This is a genomic window from Phenylobacterium hankyongense (genome assembly GCF_003254505.1).
GTDB classification, from domain to species: domain Bacteria; phylum Pseudomonadota; class Alphaproteobacteria; order Caulobacterales; family Caulobacteraceae; genus Phenylobacterium; species Phenylobacterium hankyongense.
Genome location: NZ_QFYP01000001.1, coordinates 1,515,310 through 1,534,010 on the forward strand (window position 1 = coordinate 1,515,310; position 18,701 = coordinate 1,534,010).

The window sequence follows — 18,701 nt, forward strand, 5'->3', positions numbered from 1 at the left end:
CGCGAGCATAGGCAGGTTCACGACCGCACGGCAAAACTCCGCTTGAGCCGCCCGCCGCCGCAGCGTAGTGGCGCCCCCATGTTGCAAGGTCTTTCCCATCCGGCCCGCGAGGCGAAGAGCTGGCCCTTCGAACAGGCCCGCGGGCTGCTGGAGCGGGTGCTGCGCCTGCGGCTCAGCGACGCCGAGCGCGACCTGGCCGCGACGCTGTTCGCCCAGGGCAAGTTCGCCGAGGCGGTCCGCACCCTGCCGGCCCTGCTTGAGCCGGTGGTGTTCCAGTGCGGTTACGGGGCGTCGGGCCTGCCGCACATGGGCACGTTCGGGGAGGCCGCGCGGCCGACCATGGTGCGCACGGCCTTCCGGGCGCTGACCGAGGACGCCATTCCGACGCAGCTGATCGTCTTCTCCGACGACATGGACGGGTTCCGGAAGATCCCCGACAACGTGCCCAACCGCGAACTGCTGGAGCTGGACCGCGACAAGCCGGTGACCAGCGTCCGCGATCCGTTCGGCGAGCACGAGAGCTTCGGGGCGCACAACAACGCCCGGCTGCGCGCCTTCCTCGACGGCTTCGGCTTCGACTACACCTTCATGTCGTCCACCGAGACCTACAAGTCCGGCCGCTTCGACGCGGTGCTGCTGCGCATCCTGGAGCGGTTCGACGCCGTGCAGGCGATCATGCTGCCGACGCTGGGCGAAGAGCGCCGGGCCACCTATTCGCCGTTCCTGCCGATCAGCCCGACCAGCGGCCGGGTGCTGCAGGCCCCGACGATCGCGCGCAACGTCGAGAAGGGCACCATCACCTTCCCCGACGAGGACGGCACGCTGACCGAGGTCCCGGTGACCGGCGGCCACGTGAAGCTGCAATGGCGGCCCGACTGGGCGGCGCGCTGGGTGGCGCTGTCGGTCGACTACGAGATGTCCGGCAAGGACCTGGTGGACTCGGTGCGGATCTCCAACCGCATCGCCAAGGCGCTGGGCGGCGAGCCGCCGGAGGCCTTCCACTTCGAGCTGTTCATGGACGAGAACAACCAGAAGATCTCCAAGTCCAAGGGCAACGGCCTGACCATGGAGGAGTGGCTGCGCTACGGCACGCCGGAGAGCCTGGCCTACTACATGTACCAGTCGCCGAAGTCGGCCAAGCGGCTCTATTTCGACGTCATCCCCAAGGCCACCGACGAGTACCTGCAGCAGCTCGACGCCTACAACCGCGCCCGCGCCGAGAGCGGCGCGCCGGCCATCGACAACCCCGCCTGGCACGTGCACCGCGGCGCGCCGCCGGAGCGTGGCTCGCCGGTGAGCTTCTCGCTGCTGCTGAACCTGGTGTCGGCGGCCGACGCCTCGACCAAGGACATCCTGTGGGGCTTCCTGGAGCGCTACATCCCCGGCGCGACGCCGGCCACCGAGCCGCTGCTCGACCAGCTCGCCGGCTACGCGATCAACTACTACGAGGACTTCGTGAAGCCGGCGAAGACCTTCCGCGCCCCGGACGCGCGGGAGCGGACGGCGATGGAGGACCTGGTGGCGCGGTTGCGGGCCCTGCCGCCGGGCGCCGACGCCGAGGCGATCCAGAACGAGGTGTTCGAGGTCGGCAAGGCGGCCGGCTTCGAGCCGCTGCGCGCCTGGTTCGGGGCCCTCTACGAGGTGCTGCTGGGCCAGAGCCAGGGCCCCCGCTTCGGCTCCTTCGTGGCGATCTTCGGGATCGAGCGCACCATCGCCCTGATCGAGCGGGCGCTGGCCGGCGAGCTCGCCGCCGCCTAGGGCGAACGAGGTTCAGGCATCGGCGATACCGGCTGACCTTGACGTAAACGGAAAGACGGCTTTACGCTGTCAGGCATAATCAACAGCGTCCAGGGAGGACGCCATGCCGAACGACCTGCGGCGGCCCAGCCGCACCTTCACCATCCGCCAGCTCTGCCTGGAATTCAAATGCACGCCGCGCGCCCTGCGCTTCTACGAGGACAAGGGGCTGCTGGCTCCGGCGCGCGACGGCATGAACCGGGTCTATTCTTACAAGGACCGCGCCCGGCTGCAGCTGATCCTGCGCGGCAAGCGCGTCGGCCTGGCCCTGGCCGAGATCGGCGAGATCCTCGACCTCTATGAGGTCGACGATGGCGGCGCCCAGCAGGCGGCCAAGTCGCTGCGCAAGTTCCGCGAGCGGATCCTGGCGCTGGAGAACCAGAAGCTCGACATCGACAAGGCCATCAAGGAACTGAAGCTCGGCGTCGAGGCCATGGAGAAGCGGCTGACCGAAACCCGGCCGGACCTGCTTCCCCGCGCCGCCGATTACGATCAGATGTTGCGCCATCGCCTCGACGGCGTGGAACATAGCGAAGCCAAGTAGCCGCGGGCCCCGCGCCCGGAGGCGAGATCCGGAGCGTCCATGACCTACCAGCCTCCCGTTCGGGACTACGCCTTCCTGTTGCGCGACGTGCTCGAGCTGGAGCGCTACGCCAACCTGCCGGCCTTCGCCGACGCCAGCATCGACACCGTCGACCAGATCCTCGAGGAGGCCGGCCGCTTCACCGCCGAGGTGCTGGCGCCGCTGAACCGCGTCGGGGACAAGGAAGGCTGCCGCTGGAGCCCCGACTTCACGGTCAAGACGCCGACCGGCTTCCAGGCCGCCTACCGCCAGCTGGTCGAGGGCGGCTGGCCGGCGCTGGGGGCCGATCCCAACTACGGCGGCCAGGGCCTGCCGGCGGTGGTCAACCTGGCGTTCTCGGAGATGTCGTCGGGCGCCAACATGGCGTTTTCCATGTATCCGGGCCTGACCCACGGGGCCTATTCGGCGATCCTCAACGGCGGCTCCCCGGCGCAGAAGGACCTCTACCTGCCGAAGCTGGCCTCGGGCCAGTGGGGCGGGACCATGAACCTCACCGAGCCGCACTGCGGCACGGACCTTGGCCTGCTGCGCACCAAGGCGGTCCCGCAGGCCGACGGCAGCTACCGAATTTCGGGCCAGAAAATCTGGATTTCCGGCGGCGAGCACGACCTGACCGAGAACATCATCCACCTGGTGCTGGCCAGGATCGAAGGCGCGCCGCAGGGGACGCGCGGCATCAGCCTGTTCATCGTGCCGAAGTTCATCCCGGACGCCCAGGGCAATCCCGGCGCGCGCAACGCGGTGAAGTGCCTGGGCCTGGAAGAGAAGATGGGCATCCACGGCAACGCCACCTGCGTGATCGGCCACGAGGAGGCCACCGGCTGGCTGGTGGGCGAGGAGAACCGCGGCCTGTCGCTGATGTTCGTGATGATGAACGAGGCCCGCATCGGCGTCGGCCTGCAGGGCGTCGCCCAGGCGGAAGCCGCCTACCAGGCGGCGGCGGCGTTCGCGAAGGAGCGGCTGCAGGGCCGTTCGCTGACCGGGCCGAAGAACCCCGACGGCCCGGCCGACCCGATCATCGTCCATCCCGACGTGCGGCGGATGCTGATGGACTCCCGCGCCGTGGTGGAGGGCGGCCGCGCCTTCCTGCTGTGGACCGCGCTGCAGGGCGACCTGGCGCACGCCAGTCCCGACGAGGCCGTGCGCCAGAAGGGCCACGACTACATGGCGCTCCTGACCCCGGTGCTGAAGGCCTTCCTGACCGACCGCGGCTTCCGGGTCTGTTCGGACGCCATGCAGGTGCACGGCGGCGCCGGCTTCACCGAGCACTTCCCGGTCAGCCAGTACCTGCGCGACGTGCGCATCGCGCTGATCTACGAGGGAACCAACGGCGTACAGGCCCTGGACCTGGTGGGCCGCAAGCTCGCCGCCGACGGCGGCCGCGCGGTGATGAGCTTCTTCGCCGAGCTCGACGCCTTCGTGGAGGCCAACGAGGCCGATCCGGCGCTGACGCCGTTCACCGCGCCGCTGGCCCAGGCCAAGGGCCAGCTGCAGGAGGCCACCATGTGGCTGATGCAGAACGGCCTCGCCAACCCCGAGAACGCCGGCGCGGCCTCCACCGATTACCTGCACCTGTTCGGCCTGACCGGGCTGGGCTTCATGTGGGCGCTGATGGCCAAGGCCGCGCAGGCGCGGATCGCCGCCGGCGACACCGACCCGCTGTACGCCGAGAAGCTGGCGGTCGGCCGCTACTACGTCGAGCGCGTCCTGCCGGAGACCGCCTCGCACCTGGCCAAGCTGAAGACCGGGTCGGAGGCCATGATGGCGCTGCCGGCCGAGGCGTTCTGATGGCCGTCTATCGCGCCACCGCCGACTGGTCGCTCACCGCGCCGGGGGAGGACTTCCTGAAGGGCCGCTACGGTCGCGGCCATGCGGTGAGCTTCGAGGACGGGCCGCAGATCCCCGGCACCGCCTCCCACCACGTGGTGGGGACCAGGTGGGCGGCGCCCGGCGCGGTCGATCCGGAGCAGATGCTGGTGGCCTCGCTCGCCACCTGCCACATGCTGAGCTTCCTGCACGTGGCGCGGGAGGCTGGGTTCATCGTCACCGGCTACCGCGACGAGGCCGAGGGGGTGATGGAGAAGAACCCCGAGGGGCGGCTGGCCGTCACCCGCATCACCCTGCGCCCGGCGATCGCCTACGAAGGCCGCCAGCCCACGCCGGCCGAGCGCGACCACCTGCACCACCTCGCCCACGAGGTCTGCTTCATCGCCAATTCGATCAAGACCGAGGTGGTGGTGCAGGAACGCCAAGCCGTCGAGTAGGGGGCTCCGGTCATCCCCGCGAAAGCGGGGACCCATGTGTTTTGGCGTTTGGGCGTATCGCGCGCACGCGGTGGCCAGACAGGGTCAGCTACAGAAAAAGCCTGGGTCCCCGCTTTCGCGGGGATGACTGGTGTGGGATGGCCGAGCGACCCGTCATCCGTCATCGCCCACACGGGGAGAAGGCGCGAGGAGCTCCGCCAGCCGCGCCCGCAGCGCGACCGCGTCCTTCAGGTCGCATTCCCACAGCGTCTCGACCCGCCAGCCGGCCGCCGCCAGCGCCTCGCGGGCGGCGAGGTCGCGGGCGCGGTTGCGGGCGACCTTGGCGGTCCAGTACTCGCGGTTGGCCTTCGGCACGCGCGACCCGCGGGCGCAGTCGTGGCCGTGCCAGAAGCAGCCGTGGACGAACAGCGCCAGGCGGCGGCCCGGCATGACGATGTCCGGCCGGCCGGGCAGGTCCTTGCGATGGAGGCGATAGCGGGCGCCGAGCCCGGTCAGCGCCCGGCGCACCGTCATCTCCGGCGTCGTGTCGCGACCCTTGACCCGCCGCATGACGGCGGAGCGCTTGGCCGCGTCGTAGACGTCGGTGCGTTCCGTCACAGCCCGTCGAACAGCGCCGTCGACAGGTAGCGCTCGGCGAAGCTCGGGATGATCGCCACCACCAGCTTGCCGGCCATGTCGTCGCGGCTGGCTACGTCGAAGGCCGCCACCAGCGCCGCGCCGGAGGAGATGCCCACCGGGATGCCCTCCTCGTGGGCGACGCGCCTGGCCATCGCGAAGCTGTCGTCGTTGGACACCTGGACCACCTCGTCGATGATCCCGCGGTCGAGGATGGAGGGCACGAAGCCCGCGCCGATGCCCTGGATCTTGTGCGGCCCGGGCTGGCCGCCGGACAGCACCGGCGAGGCCTCGGGCTCCACCGCGATCATCCGCACCGAGGGCTTGCGGGCCTTCAGCACCTGGCCGACGCCGGTGATGGTGCCGCCGGTGCCGACGCCGGAGACCACCGCGTCGACGCGGCCCTGGGTGTCGTTCCAGATCTCCTGCGCCGTGGAGACCCGGTGGATCAGCGGATTGGCGACGTTGTCGAACTGCTGCGGCATCACCGCGCCGGGGGTGGCCTCGACCAGCTCCTTGGCCCGCGCCACCGCGCCGGCCATGCCGCGCTCGGCCGGCGTGAGCTCGAGCTTGGCGCCCAGCAGCAGCAGCATCTTGCGCCGCTCGATGGACATGCTCTCCGGCATCACCAGGGTCAGCTTGTAGCCCTTGGAGGCCGCCACGAAGGCCAGCGCGATGCCGGTGTTGCCGCTGGTGGGCTCGATGATCGCCCCGCCGGGCTTCAGCACGCCCTTGGCTTCCAGGTACTCGATCATCGCCACGCCGATGCGGTCCTTCACCGAGCCGATCGGGTTGAAGAACTCCAGCTTGGCGACCACCTCGCCCTTCGGCTTCAGCGCCGCGGTGAGGTTGGGCAGGCGCACCAGCGGCGTGTCGCCGATGGTGTCGATGATGGAGTCGTAGATCCTGCCGCGGCCGGCCCGCTCATAGCGGGCGGCGTCGTAGACCTTGTCGGGAGTGGCGTCCATGGATGGACCTTTCGTCGCGGGCTGCCCTTCGGAGCGCGAACCTAAGACTTCCAGCGGCTTTTGGAAGCACCCTCGCGTCGATCGCCCTTCGTCATGGCCCGGCTTGTCCGGGCCACCCAGCCCGATGCGGGGGCCTCATGTGCTGAAGATCGGCTTTGGGATGGGTCACCCGGACAAGCCGGGTGATGACGAGCGCGGGGTGATCGTTACTCCGCCGCCATGGCGGCAGGCCCGTCCAGCAGCGGCTCCAGCAGCTCGCGGGCCAGCCAGCGGACCACCGGCACGGCGACGCCGTCGCCGGCCACGTGCAGGGCGTTGGTCGCCGCCTTCGGCAGGGCGTAGCTGTCCGGCAGGCCCATCAGGCGGGCGGCTTCGCGGGGGGTGAGCAGGCGGGTGCGCACCCGCTGGCCCTCGACGCTGACGATGACCTGGCGCGAGGAGCCGCCGCGCGGCGTGCGCAGGCAGCCGGCGACGCCGTCAAATCGGACTTCGGCGCGCTGCACCCGCTGGCCGTCCTCGATCCGCATGCGCCGGAAGACCGCGCCGACCACGGCGACGCCACGGTCCTTGAGCGTCTCCAGCCGGGTCAGGTGCAGCGGCGACATCATCGAAAGCCACGCGGCGGTGCGCTCGGCGCTGTGCCAGGCGACGTCCGCAGGGTCTTCGAGCAGGGCGGCCAGGTCGGTGTTGCGCGGCGGCGGGGCGGGCAGCCGCCAGTCGATCCAGCGGGTCGCCAGCGCCGGCGGCAGGTGGGCGGCGGCGGCGTGCACCGCCCGGGTCCGGAAGGGGCTGTCGCCGACCAGGTGGGCGGGCGCCGGCTCGCGGGTGGCGATCACGAACACCCGCGGCCGCGATTGCGGCAGGAAGGCCGCCGCGTCGATCTCCAGCGCGCCGAAGCTGTAGCCCTGGCTGGCCAGCGCCTCGCCCAGGGCGGCGAAGTCGGCCCCGCCGTGGGAGGTCAAAAGGCCGCCGACGTTCTCGATGACGATGATCCGCGGCGCCCGATGCTCGGCGCCCAGCGCCTGCATCAGCCGCCAGAAGCCGAAGAAGGCCGAGGAGCGCCCGCCCGCCAGCCCGGCCCGCGCGCCGGCCAGGCTGAAGTCCTGGCAGGGCGAGGAGGCCCAGGCGAGGTCGGCGCGGCCCGCGAGGTCGGCGGCCGACAGCTTCCAGACGTCGCCCACGTGCAGGTGGTCCGCGGCGTCGGCGAAGTTGGCCCGGTAGGTGGCGGCCTTCACCGGATCGAAGTCGTTGGCGAAAGCGCAGCGCCAATCGTCCCCGAGCCCCAGACGGGCCATGCCCCCGCCGGCGAAAAACTCGTAGAAGGTGGCGGGCGCCCGACTCATGGACAGCGAGTCTAGCGTGCGTCGCGCCCACCGAAAGGCCGCAGACATGCGCCGATTGATCGCCCTATCCGCCCTGGTCCTCTGCGCCTGCCAGCCCCACGGCCCGGGGGGCAAGCCGGCGGCGTCGCCGGACGACCCGCTCAAGGCCGCCCCGCCGCCGATGACCGCGGCCCAGATCGGCGGCGACATCGACGCGCGTGGGACCGAGCCGTTCTGGAGCCTGAAGATCCGGGGGACGCAGATGACCCTGTCGCGGGCCGGCGCGCCGGACCTGGTCGCCACCGTCGCCGCCCCGGTGCTGGGCGACGCGCAAGCCGCCTGGTCCGGCCAGTCCGCCGACGGCCAGACGATCAAGGCGACGGTCTACGTCAGCGATTGTACGGATGGGATGGGCGACCGGACCTATCCGCTGGCGGCCCAGGTGGAACTCACGCAGCTCACGCAGCTGAGCGGATGCGCCGCCAGGCCCGCGAGCGCGCCGAAGGGCGTCGCCGCCCGCTAGTCCCCAGCCTGGCCACGGCCCGGCTCGAAGGAGGCGACCTGCGACTGGCGGGCCGTCGCCGCCTGGCTGTGGTGCCGCACCGGGAGCGCAAGCCCCACGGCGATAGCCGCGGCGGCGGCCGCGGCGAGAAACGCTTTCAGCGCCATGTCCGGGTCCCTCGAACCGTCCTTACGCGAAGGACTACGGTGTAGCTTGCTGCGGTTAATGGTCGGGGAATTAACAGGCTGAATAAACAGTGAGTTCCTACGGCCAAGCCATCTGCGGGCTTGACCGATCCCTGCGCGCGGGCGGCTAATTACCGGCGATAACAAAACGCCCGACGACAAAACGCCTGGGGAGGCGCGGCGCATGGACAAGGCCTACGACCTGGTGATCCGGGGCGGGACGCTCGTCGACGGTTCCGGCGGCGCGCCGGTCGACGCCGACGTCGGCGTCAGGGACGGGCGGATCGCCGCGGTGGGCCGGATCGCCGGGGCCGGCGCCGAGGAGATCGATGCCGCCGGCCTGCTGGTCACCCCGGGCTTCGTCGACATCCACACCCACTATGACGGCCAGGCCACCTGGGACAGCCGGATGCAGCCGTCCTCCTGGCACGGGGTCACCACCGTGGTGATGGGCAACTGCGGCGTCGGCTTCGCCCCCTGCAAGGCCGAAGACCACGACCGGCTGATCCGGCTGATGGAAGGCGTCGAGGACATTCCATTCCCGGTGCTGAGCCAGGGCCTGCCGTGGACCTGGGAGAGCTATCCCGACTATCTCGACGCCCTGTCGCAGCGCCGCTTCGACGTCGACATCGGCAGCCAGCTGCCGCACGCCGCGCTGCGGGTGTTCGTTATGGGCGAGCGCGGGGCCAACCGCGAGCCGGCCACTCCGGCCGACATCCACGCCATGGCGGCGATCGCCCGGCGGGCGGTGGACGCCGGCGCGCTCGGCTTCTCCACCTCGCGCACGCTCAACCATCGCACCTCCGACGGCCAGCCGACCCCGACCCTGACGGCGGGCGAGGACGAGCTGACCGGCATCGCCATGGGCCTTGCGGCGGCCGGCAAGGGGACGCTGCAGTTCGTCTCCGACTTCGCCGACGCCGAGGCGGAGTTCGCCATGCTGCGGCGGCTGGTGGAGAAATCGGGCCGGCCGCTGTCCTTCAGCCTGGTGCAGAGCCCGCGCCAGCCGGAGGGCTATCGGTTCCTGCTGGAGAGGCTGTCGCAGGCCAGCGCCGCGGGCCTGCCCATGCGCGCCCAGGTGGCGGGGCGGCCGGTGGGCATCCTGTTCGGCTTCGAGCTGACCCTGAACCCCTTCAGCCACCATCCCGCCTATCGGGGGATCAAGGACCTGCCGCTGGAGGGCCGCGTGGCGCGGCTGCGCGATCCCGCCTTCCGCGCGCGGCTGCTGGCCGAGCAGAGCGAGGCGGACCGCGGCTTCGCCGGCGCCCAGCCGCGCAACTGGGACAAGATGTTCCTGATGGGCGACGAGCCCGACTACGAGCAGACGCCGGACCAGACGGTGGCGGCGCTGGCCGAGCGCCGCGGGGTCGATCCCGCCGAGGTGGCGCTGGATCACATGCTGCGCCAGGGCGGCCGCGGCATGCTCTACCTGCCGTTCCTCAACTACGCCGACGGCTCGCTCGACCCGGCCTACGAGATGCTGACCCATCCCGACGCGGTGCCCGGCCTGTCGGACGGCGGCGCGCACGTGGGCATGATCTGCGACGGCAGCTTCCCGACTTCGAACCTCACCCACTGGACCCGCGACCGCACGCGGGGGCCCAAGCTGCCGCTGGAGCGGATGGTCCGGGCCCAAACCCGCGACACCGCCGAAGCCGTCGGCCTCTACGACCGCGGCCTGGTCGCGCCGGGCTACCGCGCCGACCTCAACGTCATCGACTACGGCCGGCTGAAGCTGTTGAGCCCGCAGGTCGCGCACGACCTGCCGGCCGGCGGGCGGCGGCTGATCCAGCGGGCGGAAGGCTATGTGGCGACCATCGTCGCCGGCCAGGTCACCTACCGCGGCGGCGAGCCCACCGACGCCCTGCCCGGACGCCTGCTGCGCGGCGCGCAGGGAGCACCCGCCGCCCTGGCCGCGGAATAGGAGGGCCTGCCGTGCACGTCGACGTCCTGGAGACCGCCTGCGAATGGAGCGCCGAGGACGTCCGCGACCCGGCGCGGTGGACCGAGCAGCTCTCCGCCGCGGAAATCGCCGAGCTGGAGGCGGCGATCGCCCGCGCCCGCGACAGGTCCTCCGACCTCCTCGACCTCGGCAAGGCCGACTTCCCGCTGCCGACCCTCGGGCCCCGGCTGCGGGCGATCGAGACCGAGCTGATGGACGGCCGCGGCTTCGTGCTGATCCGCGGCCTGCCGCGCGAGCGCTGGACCAACGACGACATGTGCCTCGCCTACTGGGGGATCGGCGCGCACCTGGGCAAGCCGTGGCCGCAGAACGCCAAGGGCCATGTGCTGGGCGACGTCACCGACCAGGGCAAGCAGCCGGGCGACCCGACCGCGCGGGGCAACGAGCTGGGCCAGATCGGCCTCGACTACCACTGCGACGGCTCGGATCTGGTGGGCCTGCTCTGCCTGCAGACCGGGGTCGAGGGCGGGTTGTCGGCGGTGTGCAATTCCGTCGCCCTGCACAACCGGCTGGTCCGCGAGCGGCCGGAGCTGGCCGCCGAGCTCTACCAGCCGCAGCCCTACGACTACCGGGGCGAACAGCCGGCCGGAAAGCCCGCGTGGTACTCGATGCCGGTGTTCACCCGCCACGGCGACCGGCTGTTCGTGCGCCTGATCCGGCCCTACATCCTGGCCTCGCAGCGCCACGCCGAGGCGCCGCGGCTCACCGACAAGGCCCTTGAGGCGCTGACCTGGATGCAGGAGACGGCGGAGAGCGGCCGCTACGCCGTGACCATGGACTTCCGGCCCGGCGACATGCAGTTCATCAACAATTACCACGTGCTGCACGGCCGCACGCCCTATCGGGACGACCGCGCCGCCGGCCGGGTGCGGCACCTCAAGCGCCTGTGGCTGGAGACCGACCTGCTCGCCGACCGCCCGTCGATCTTCACCAACCGCATGGGCTCGCACTGGGCGAAGAAGCTCAGCGTCAGCCGGCTGGACGCCGCCTCCTAGCCCTCGGCGCTGAGCAGGAAGTGGCCGCGCAGCGCCGCCACCGGATGGTCGCGCGCCTCCTGCCAGGCCTCGACGTGGACGTTGGCGATGCGCCGGCCGACCTTGCGCAGGTCGGCGCGGGCGTAGGTGGTCAGCGCCCGGCCGGGGCGCAGGTATTCGATGGTGACGTCGATGGTCTTGTGGATGCGCGCCGTGGGCTGGGTGACCGACAGCTGCGCCAGCGCGGTCATCTCCAGGAAGGCCCCCAGCACCCCGCCGTGCAGGGCCGGCAGTATCGGATTGCCCACCAGGTGCGGCGCGAACGGCAGGACGGCGGTCATCTCGTCGCCGGCCAACTCGGCGCGCATGCCCAGGAAGCGGATGTAGGGCACCCGCTGCAGGAAGGCTTCGAGCTGGCGGGCGGAGTCTTCGCTCATCCCGCAGCTGGCCGGTTGATCACGAAGGCGGCCTGGGCCGTGGCGATGGGATCGGCCGGGTCGGCGTCCCACGCCTGGGCGCGGACGAAGGCGATGGAGCGGGTGAGCTTGTAGCAGTGCGCCTCGCAGATCACGCCGGCGCGCGGCGCGGCGGCGCGCATGTAGTCGATCCGCAGGTCGAGGGTGGCCGTGGAGGCGAGCGCGGCGCCGGCGGCCGAAGTGATGGCCAGGCCGCAGGTGTGGTCGAGAAGGCTGGTGACCACCCCGCCGGCGATGACGCCGGTGTCGGGATCGCCGACCAGGTCCTCGCGCCAGGGAACCTCGATGGAGCCCCGGGGCCCCTCGGCGGAGCGCAGCCGGAAGCCCAGCGCCGCGGCCTGTGGCCCGCCGGTGGCCATGGTCACGAAGGCTTGCCGCAGCTGGTCGGGGTCGAAGCTCATGCCCCGCGGGGTTACGGCCGCCCCGCCTCGCCGTCAACGATGGCGCGGCAGAGGGCGGCCGGGACGGAACCTAGTGGGCGAGCGTTGCGATGTAGGCGACGACGATGGCCAGCACAGGCGTCGCGGCCATGGCGAAGTTGGCGACGCCAAGCAGGGGAGAGAAGGTATTCGACATGGTATGCCTCATGTTGTTCAGGGTGTGGGCGCGGTGTCGCGTCCGGTGAGGCGGGGTATATGTGACGACGTGCTTGAATACTCGTTAAGTCGGCGTCATGACGTCGAATTCATAAGGTGAATACTTGGTAAGGTTGCGCCGCGGCCACAGCGGCCTAGATGCGAGATCATGATCCGTCCACAGGACCTGCTCTGCCCGAAGCCCGAGGGGCTCTACTGTGCGCCCGGCGACTTCTACATCGACCCGGTGCGGCCGGTGCCGCGCGCGGTGATCACCCATGGCCACGCCGACCATGCGCGGTCGGGACACGGCGCGGTGCTGGCCACCGTCGAGACCCTGGACATCATGGGCGAGCGCTATGGGCTCGCATTCGCCGAGACCATGCAGGCGGCGGCCTATGGCGAGGCGGTGCCCCGCGACGAGGTCGAAGTCACCCTGGTGCCGGCCGGCCACGTGCTCGGCTCCGCCCAGGTGGTGGTGCGCTGGAAGGGCCTGACCATGGTGGTGTCGGGGGACTACAAGCGCCGCCGCGACCCGACCTGCCCGCCGTTCGAGCCGGTCCCCTGCGACGTCTTCATCTCCGAGGCCACCTTCGGCCTGCCGGTGTTCCGCCACCCCGACGACAGGGACGAGATCGCCCGCCTGCTGCGCTCGGTGGCGCAGTTCCCGGAGCGCTCGCACCTGGTGGGCGCCTACGCGCTCGGCAAGGCCCAGCGGATCATCCGCCTGCTGCGCGAGGCCGGCTGGGAGCGGACGATCTATGTCCACGGGGCGCTGGAGCGGCTGAACGCCCTCTACGAGAAGCACGGCGTCGACCTCGGGCCGCTGGCGCCCGCCACCACCACCGAGAAGCGAGCGTTCGCCGGCGAGATCATCGTCGCGCCGCCCTCCACCCTGCAGGACCGCTGGAGCCGGCGGTTCCCCGATCCGGTGGCGGCCTTCGCCTCGGGGTGGATGCAGGTCCGCGCCCGCGCCCGCCAACGCGGCGTCGAGCTGCCGCTGGTGATCTCCGACCACGCCGACTGGGACGAGCTGACCGCCACCGTGGACGAGCTGCGGCCCGGCGAGCTGTGGATCACCCACGGCCGGGAGGAAGCCCTGGCCCGCTGGGCCGAGCTGCACGGCGTCCCGGCCCGGGCGCTGGCCCTGGTCGGCTACGAGGAGGAGGGCGATGACTAGCCTCTGCCGCGGCGCCCCCTTCCGAACATCATCCCCGGGAGGGCCGCGGTAGCCGATGCGCGCCTTCGCCGAGCTGCTGGACCGGCTGTCGCTGACCGGGTCGCGGAACGCCAAGCTGACGCTGGTGCGCGACTATCTGCGCGATACGCCGGACCCCGACCGCGGGTGGGCGCTGGCGGCGCTGACCGGCGACCTGACCTTCACCGCCGCCAAGCCGACCTTCATCCGCAAGGCGGTGGAGGAGCGGATGGACCCGCAGCTGTTCTGGTGGTCCTACGACTATGTGGGCGACCTGGCCGAGACCGTGGCCCTGGTCTGGCCCGCGCGGCCGGGCGCCAACCGCGAGCCGGAGCTGTCGGAGGTGGTGGACGCGCTGCGCGGCGCCACCCGCGCCGAGGTGCAGCGGCTGATCGAAGGCTGGCTCGACGCCATGCGCGAGCCGCGCGAGCGCTGGGCCCTGCTCAAGCTGATGACCCGGGAGCTGCGGGTCGGCCTCTCCGCCCGGCTGGCCAAGCAGGCGGCCGCCGACCTGGCCGGCGTCCCGGTGGCCGAGGTGGAGGAGCTCTGGCACGCCCTGCATCCGCCCTACGAGGACCTGTTCGCCTGGCTGGAGGGGCGGTCGGAGAAGCCCTCGTCGGAGAACCCCGGCCGCTTCCGCCCGGCCATGCTGGCCCAGGCCATCGACGAGGCGGCGGACTTCGCCAAGCTGGACCCGGCCGACTACGCCGCGGAGTGGAAGTGGGACGGCATCCGGGTGCAGGCGGTGCACGAGGGCGGCGTCCGCCGGCTCTACACCCGCACCGGCGACGACATCTCCAAGACCTTCCCCGACGTCCTCGACGCGCTGACCGACGAAGGCGTGATCGACGGCGAGCTGCTGGTGATGCGCGAGGGGCGGGTGGCGAGCTTCGCAGACCTGCAGCAGCGGCTGAACCGCAAGTCGGTGGACGCCAGGCTGATGGCCGCCTACCCGGCCGGCGTGCGCGCCTACGACCTGCTGGCCGAGGGGCCGGAGGAGACCCGCACCCTGAGCTTCGCCGAGCGCCGCCAGCGGCTGGAGGCCTTCGTGGCGCGCCAGGCCAGCCCGCGCCTCGACCTCTCGCCGATGCAGCCGTTCGCCAGCTGGGCGGAGCTCGCGGCCCTGCGCGCCGAGCCGCCGCCCGGCGACCCGCAGGTGGCCGAGGGCCTGATGCTCAAGCGCTGGGACTCGATCTACGAGGCCGGACGGCCGAAGGGGCCGTGGTTCAAGTGGAAGCGCGACCCGTTCCTGATCGACGCGGTGCTGATGTACGCCCAGCGCGGGCACGGCAAGCGCTCGAGCTTCTATTCCGACTACACCTTCGGGGTGTGGACCGACGGGACGGACGGCCAGCGGGCGCTGACCCCGGTGGGCAAGGCCTATTTCGGTTTCACCGACGAGGAGCTGAAGCAGATCGACAAGTTCGTCCGCGACAACACCATCGAGCGGTTCGGGCCGGTCCGCTCGGTGCGCGCCGAGCCGCACGCCGGCCTGGTGTTCGAGGTGGCCTTCGAGGGCCTGCAACGCTCCGGCCGCCACAAGTCCGGCGTCGCCATGCGCTTCCCGCGCATCAGCCGCATCCGCTGGGACAAGCCGCCCGGCGAGGCCGACGAGCTGCCCACGCTAGAGCGGATGCTGGAGCAGATGGAGGCGCGCTGAGCCTCAGCCGAACTGGACTTCCGGCAGCTCGTTCTCGAGGAAGGTCTTCAGGTCGCCGCCCGGGAACAGCACGCCGCGGATGCCGGCGCGGGTGGCGGCGTCGATGTCGGAGACCTTGTCGCCGACCAGGATCGAGCGCTCGCGGTCGATCGGCCAGTCGGCCAGGGCGCGCAGGATCATGCCCGGGTTCGGCTTGCGGTCCGGCGGGTCGGGGTGGCGGTACTGGTCGAGCTCGGCCTTGGGGTGCTGCGGGGCGAAGTAGAAGGCGTCGATCCGCCCGCCGGCCTGGGCGAGCTCCTCGGACATCCGCGCATGCAGGGCGTGCATGTCGTCCTCGGTGTAGTAGCCGCGGCCGACCCCGGACTGGTTGGTCACCACGATCACCAGCCAACCGGCGCGGTTGAAGGCGACTACCGCCTCCCGGGCCCCCGGGATCCAGCGGAAGTCCTCCCAGCGGTGGACGTAGCCCTGGTCCTCGTTCAGCACCCCGTCGCGGTCGAGGAACAGCGCGGGACGCGGCGGGAGGGCGGAGGGACTGTCGGACACGCGCCGGACTATAGCCAAAGCCGCCAAACGTGCGATTTCAAAAAGCCGGAAGGGGCGGCTAAGGTCGTCGATCTCGCCGTCCTGCCGAAGGGTTGAGCTTGTCCGCCACCGCGCCGCCCATGCTCGACCCGGTGGTCGCCCCCGAAAACGTACTCGCCCTCGAAAACCTGGCCGTCGACTTCGCCACCCATGACGCCGTGGTGCAGGCGGTGCGCGGCGTCTCGCTGTCGATCGCCCGCGGCGAGACCCTGGGCGTGGTCGGCGAGAGCGGGTCGGGCAAGAGCCAGACCTTCATGGCCGTGATGGGCCTGCTGGCGCAGAACGGCCGCGCCACCGGCTCGGCGAGATTTCGCGGCCAGGAGCTGCTGGGGCTGAAGCCCCGGGCGCTGAACCGCATCCGCGGCTCGAAGATGACCATGATCTTCCAGGACCCGCTGACCGCCCTGACCCCCCACGTGCGGATCGGCGAGCAGATCGCCGAGCCGCTGCGGCTGCATCTGGGGCTCAGCGACCGCGACGCCCGGGCGCAGGCGAAGCTGTGGCTGGAGAAGGTGCGCATCCCCGACGCCGCGCAGCGGCTTCGCCAGTATCCGCACGAGCTCTCCGGCGGCATGCGCCAGCGGGTGATGATCGCCGCGGCGATGGCCGGCGGCCCGGAGCTCTTGATCGCCGACGAGCCGACCACGGCGCTCGACGTCACCGTGCAGGCCGAGATCCTCGACCTGATGAGCGACCTGCAGCGCGAGACCGGCGCGGCCATGGTGCTGATCACCCACGACATGGGCGTGATCGCCCGGCTCGCCGACCGGGTCTGCGTGATGAAGGACGGCGCCTACGTCGAGGCGGGCTCCGCCGAGGCGATCTTCGCCCGTCCGCAGACCGACTACACCCGCGCCCTGCTGGCCGCGATTCCGCGGCTCGACCGCGAAGGCCGCGGCGGCCGGCCGATGCTGGCGCCGGTCGCCGCGGACGCGCCGGTGGTGGTCGAGGGCCGCGACGTGAAGGTCTGGTTTCCGGTCGCGGGCGGCCTGTTCGGACCTCGACAACAACTGCGCGCCGTCGACGGCGTCTCCTTCCAGGTTCGTCAGGGCGAGACCCTCGGCGTGGTCGGCGAGAGCGGCTCGGGCAAGTCGACGCTGGCGCGGGCGGTGCTGAACCTGATCCCGCCCACCGCCGGCGCGGTGACCCTGATGGGCCGCGACATCACCCACGCCGAGCGCGCGGCGATGCGGGCGGCGCGGAAGGACCTGCAGATCGTCTTCCAGGACCCGCTCGCCAGCCTCGATCCGCGGATGACCATCGGCGATTCCATCGCCGAGCCGCTGCAGGTCTTCCGGCCCGACCTGGACCGCGCCGGCCGCGACCGGGAGGTGGCGGCGATGATGGCCCGCACCGAGCTCGATCCCGGCCTGATCAACCGCTACCCGCACGAGCTCTCCGGCGGCCAGAACCAGCGGGTGGGCATCGCCCGGGCGATGGTCCTGAAGCCGAAGCTGGTGATCTGCGACGAGGCGGTGTCGGCGCTGGACGTCTCGATCCGCGCCCAGATCATCGACCTGCTGATCGACCTGCAGAAGGAGATGGGCCTGGCCATGGTGTTCATCAGCCATGATCTGGCGGTGGTGCGCGAGATCAGCCACCGGGTGCTGGTGCTCTATCTCGGCCGGGTGGTGGAGCAGGCGGACGGCGCCCGGCTCTACAGCGCGGCGCAACACCCCTACACAAAAGCCCTGTTGTCCGCCGCGCCGATCCCCGATCCGAAGCTGGAGCGCAACCGCAAGCGGCTGAAGCTGGCGGGCGAGCCGCCCAGCCCGATGGACCCGCGCTCGGCCTTCCGGTTCGCCCCGTCGCGGCTGCCGGTCGATCCCAATGCGCCGATCCTCGCGCCGGCGCTGCGCGAGGTGGCGCCCGGCCACTGGGTGGCGGAATTCGACCCACCGGCGGAAGTGGCTTAGGAAGCTTCGCCATGGCCAAGATCACCCCAGTCATCATGTCCGGCGGCTCCGGCACGCGCCTGTGGCCGGTGTCGCGGCGCGCGTCGCCCAAGCAGTTCCACGCGCTGGGCGGGGCCCACACCCTGATCCAGGAGACGGCGCTGCGCTCACAGGGGCCGCTGTTCGACGCCCCGGTGGTGGTCTGCAATGCGGCGCACGCGGAGATCGCGCGGACCCAGCTCACCGCGGCCGGGGTCGCCCCGCAGCTGATCATGCTGGAGCCGATGGCCCGCAACACCGCCCCCTGCGCGGTGGCGGCGGCCGCCGCCCTGGCGGCGCGCGATCCCGACGCCCTGCTGCTGCTCTTGCCCGCCGACCACGACATCACCGACGTGCCCGCCTACCAGGCGGTGATGGCGGCGGGCCGGCAGGCGGCCATCGACGGCGCCCTGGTGGTGTTCGGCCTCAAGCCCAGCCGGCCCGAGACCGGCTACGGCTATATCCGCGCCGGCGCCGGCGACGGCCCGGTGCGGCCGGTCGAGGCCTTCGTGGAGAAGCCCGACGCCGCCACCGCCGCGCGCTTCCTGGCCGACCCGGCCTACAGCTGGAACGCCGGCATGTTCCTGTTCTCCGCCCGCGCCTTCCTGGAGGAGGCCCGGCGCCTGGCCCCCGAGGTGGCTGAAGCCGCCGAGGCCGCCGTGCGCGAAGCCCGGGTGGTCGACGGGATCATGCCGCTGGGCCCAAGCTTCGAGACCGCGCCCTCGATCTCCATCGACTATGCGGTGATGGAGAAGACCAGCCTCGCGGTGGTGGCGCCCTGCGACCTCGGCTGGAGCGACGTGGGCGCCTGGCAGGCGATCTGGGAGCTGGCCGACAAGACCGCGTCGGGCGACGTTTTCCAAGGCGACGTGACGGCGGTGCAGACCGCCGGCTGCCTGGTGCGCAGCGACGGCCCGCCGGTGGTGGTGGCCGGGGTCGAGGGGCTGGCGGTGATCGTCCAGGACGGCGTGGTGCTGGTCACCCGCCGCGACGCCTCCGAGCCGCTGAAGGCCGCCGTCGAGGCGATGAAGGCGGCCGGCCGCGGCGACCTCCTCTAGACGCTGCATTGCAGCAGCGGCGTCACGTCGTTAGGTTGCCGG

General features: G+C 71.6%; 17 protein-coding genes. 11 read left to right on the forward strand and 6 right to left on the reverse strand.

All coding sequences use genetic code 11. The annotated features are described in order from the left end of the window. The first annotated feature begins 78 nt into the window (after nucleotides 1-78). From DJ021_RS07305 to DJ021_RS07320, 4 genes are all read left to right on the forward strand, one after another. Nucleotides 79-1,758, forward strand: a complete 1,680-nt coding sequence (locus DJ021_RS07305) for a lysine--tRNA ligase (protein ID WP_111456915.1) — start codon at nucleotides 79-81, stop codon at nucleotides 1,756-1,758. A gap of 103 nt (nucleotides 1,759-1,861) precedes the next feature. Next, nucleotides 1,862-2,341 (forward strand): MerR family transcriptional regulator, encoded by a 480-nt coding sequence (locus tag DJ021_RS07310; RefSeq protein ID WP_111456916.1) that lies wholly within the window; start codon nucleotides 1,862-1,864, stop codon nucleotides 2,339-2,341. A gap of 39 nt (nucleotides 2,342-2,380) precedes the next feature. Next, on the forward strand, nucleotides 2,381-4,168 hold the full coding sequence (locus DJ021_RS07315) for an acyl-CoA dehydrogenase C-terminal domain-containing protein (RefSeq protein ID WP_111456917.1): 1,788 nt from the start codon (nucleotides 2,381-2,383) through the stop codon (nucleotides 4,166-4,168). Beyond that, complete coding sequence (locus tag DJ021_RS07320) at nucleotides 4,168-4,644, forward strand: OsmC family protein (protein ID WP_111456918.1); 477 nt, start codon at nucleotides 4,168-4,170, stop codon at nucleotides 4,642-4,644. Before DJ021_RS07315 ends, DJ021_RS07320 begins: the two co-directional genes overlap by 1 nt. A gap of 153 nt (nucleotides 4,645-4,797) precedes the next feature. On the opposite strand, the gene DJ021_RS07325 is transcribed toward DJ021_RS07320, so the two are convergent. From DJ021_RS07325 to DJ021_RS07335, 3 genes are all read right to left on the reverse strand, one after another. Further along, nucleotides 4,798-5,241, reverse strand: a complete 444-nt coding sequence (locus tag DJ021_RS07325) for a very short patch repair endonuclease (protein ID WP_111456919.1) — start codon at nucleotides 5,239-5,241, stop codon at nucleotides 4,798-4,800. Further along, a complete protein-coding gene (cysK, locus tag DJ021_RS07330) occupies nucleotides 5,238-6,227 on the reverse strand; it encodes a cysteine synthase A (RefSeq protein WP_111456920.1) in 990 nt (329 codons plus the stop codon). The genes DJ021_RS07325 and cysK overlap by 4 nt, the downstream gene beginning before the upstream one ends. Nucleotides 6,228-6,433: 206 nt before the next feature. Then, on the reverse strand, nucleotides 6,434-7,570 hold the full coding sequence (locus DJ021_RS07335; RefSeq protein WP_111456921.1) for a DNA cytosine methyltransferase: 1,137 nt from the start codon (nucleotides 7,568-7,570) through the stop codon (nucleotides 6,434-6,436). Nucleotides 7,571-7,616: 46 nt separating this feature from the next. Here DJ021_RS07335 and DJ021_RS07340 point away from each other — a divergent pair, with 46 nt between their 5' ends. The 3 genes from DJ021_RS07340 to DJ021_RS07350 all read left to right on the forward strand — a co-directional run bounded on the left by DJ021_RS07340 (nucleotide 7,617) and on the right by DJ021_RS07350 (nucleotide 11,194). Further along, the gene (locus DJ021_RS07340) at nucleotides 7,617-8,072 is read left to right on the forward strand and encodes a COG3650 family protein (protein WP_133254964.1); all 456 of its coding nucleotides are present in this window, start codon (nucleotides 7,617-7,619) and stop codon (nucleotides 8,070-8,072) included. A gap of 348 nt (nucleotides 8,073-8,420) precedes the next feature. Further along, nucleotides 8,421-10,160, forward strand: a complete 1,740-nt coding sequence (locus tag DJ021_RS07345; RefSeq protein WP_111456923.1) for an N-acyl-D-amino-acid deacylase family protein — start codon at nucleotides 8,421-8,423, stop codon at nucleotides 10,158-10,160. An 11-nt stretch (nucleotides 10,161-10,171) separates the two neighbouring features. After that, nucleotides 10,172-11,194, forward strand: a complete 1,023-nt coding sequence (locus tag DJ021_RS07350; RefSeq protein WP_111456924.1) for a TauD/TfdA family dioxygenase — start codon at nucleotides 10,172-10,174, stop codon at nucleotides 11,192-11,194. On the opposite strand, the gene DJ021_RS07355 is transcribed toward DJ021_RS07350, so the two are convergent. Both DJ021_RS07355 and DJ021_RS07360 read right to left on the reverse strand, forming a co-directional pair. Next, nucleotides 11,191-11,610, reverse strand: coding sequence for a PaaI family thioesterase (locus DJ021_RS07355; RefSeq protein WP_111456925.1), 420 nt, complete (start codon nucleotides 11,608-11,610; stop codon nucleotides 11,191-11,193). The genes DJ021_RS07350 and DJ021_RS07355 overlap by 4 nt on opposite strands. Beyond that, nucleotides 11,607-12,050 (reverse strand): PaaI family thioesterase, encoded by a 444-nt coding sequence (locus DJ021_RS07360; RefSeq protein WP_111456926.1) that lies wholly within the window; start codon nucleotides 12,048-12,050, stop codon nucleotides 11,607-11,609. The genes DJ021_RS07355 and DJ021_RS07360 overlap by 4 nt, the downstream gene beginning before the upstream one ends. A 343-nt stretch (nucleotides 12,051-12,393) precedes the next feature. Here DJ021_RS07360 and DJ021_RS07365 point away from each other — a divergent pair, with 343 nt between their 5' ends. Next, a complete protein-coding gene (locus DJ021_RS07365; protein ID WP_111456927.1) occupies nucleotides 12,394-13,404 on the forward strand; it encodes a ligase-associated DNA damage response exonuclease in 1,011 nt (336 codons plus the stop codon). A gap of 55 nt (nucleotides 13,405-13,459) precedes the next feature. Continuing rightward, a complete protein-coding gene (locus tag DJ021_RS07370) occupies nucleotides 13,460-15,082 on the forward strand; it encodes a cisplatin damage response ATP-dependent DNA ligase (RefSeq protein WP_111456928.1) in 1,623 nt (540 codons plus the stop codon). 3 nt (nucleotides 15,083-15,085) lie between these two features. Here the strand turns inward: DJ021_RS07370 and DJ021_RS07375 are convergent, their stop codons facing one another. After that, a complete protein-coding gene (locus DJ021_RS07375; RefSeq protein ID WP_165837141.1) occupies nucleotides 15,086-15,628 on the reverse strand; it encodes a D-glycero-alpha-D-manno-heptose-1,7-bisphosphate 7-phosphatase in 543 nt (180 codons plus the stop codon). 98 nt (nucleotides 15,629-15,726) lie between these two features. Between DJ021_RS07375 and DJ021_RS07380 the strand changes: the two genes are divergently transcribed. Further along, nucleotides 15,727-17,583: an ABC transporter ATP-binding protein gene (locus DJ021_RS07380; RefSeq protein WP_207801788.1), complete on the forward strand. Its 1,857-nt coding sequence runs from the start codon at nucleotides 15,727-15,729 to the stop codon at nucleotides 17,581-17,583. Between the two features lie 11 nt (nucleotides 17,584-17,594). Then, a complete protein-coding gene (locus tag DJ021_RS07385) occupies nucleotides 17,595-18,659 on the forward strand; it encodes a mannose-1-phosphate guanylyltransferase/mannose-6-phosphate isomerase (RefSeq protein ID WP_111456930.1) in 1,065 nt (354 codons plus the stop codon). Nucleotides 18,660-18,701: the final 42 nt, after the last annotated feature.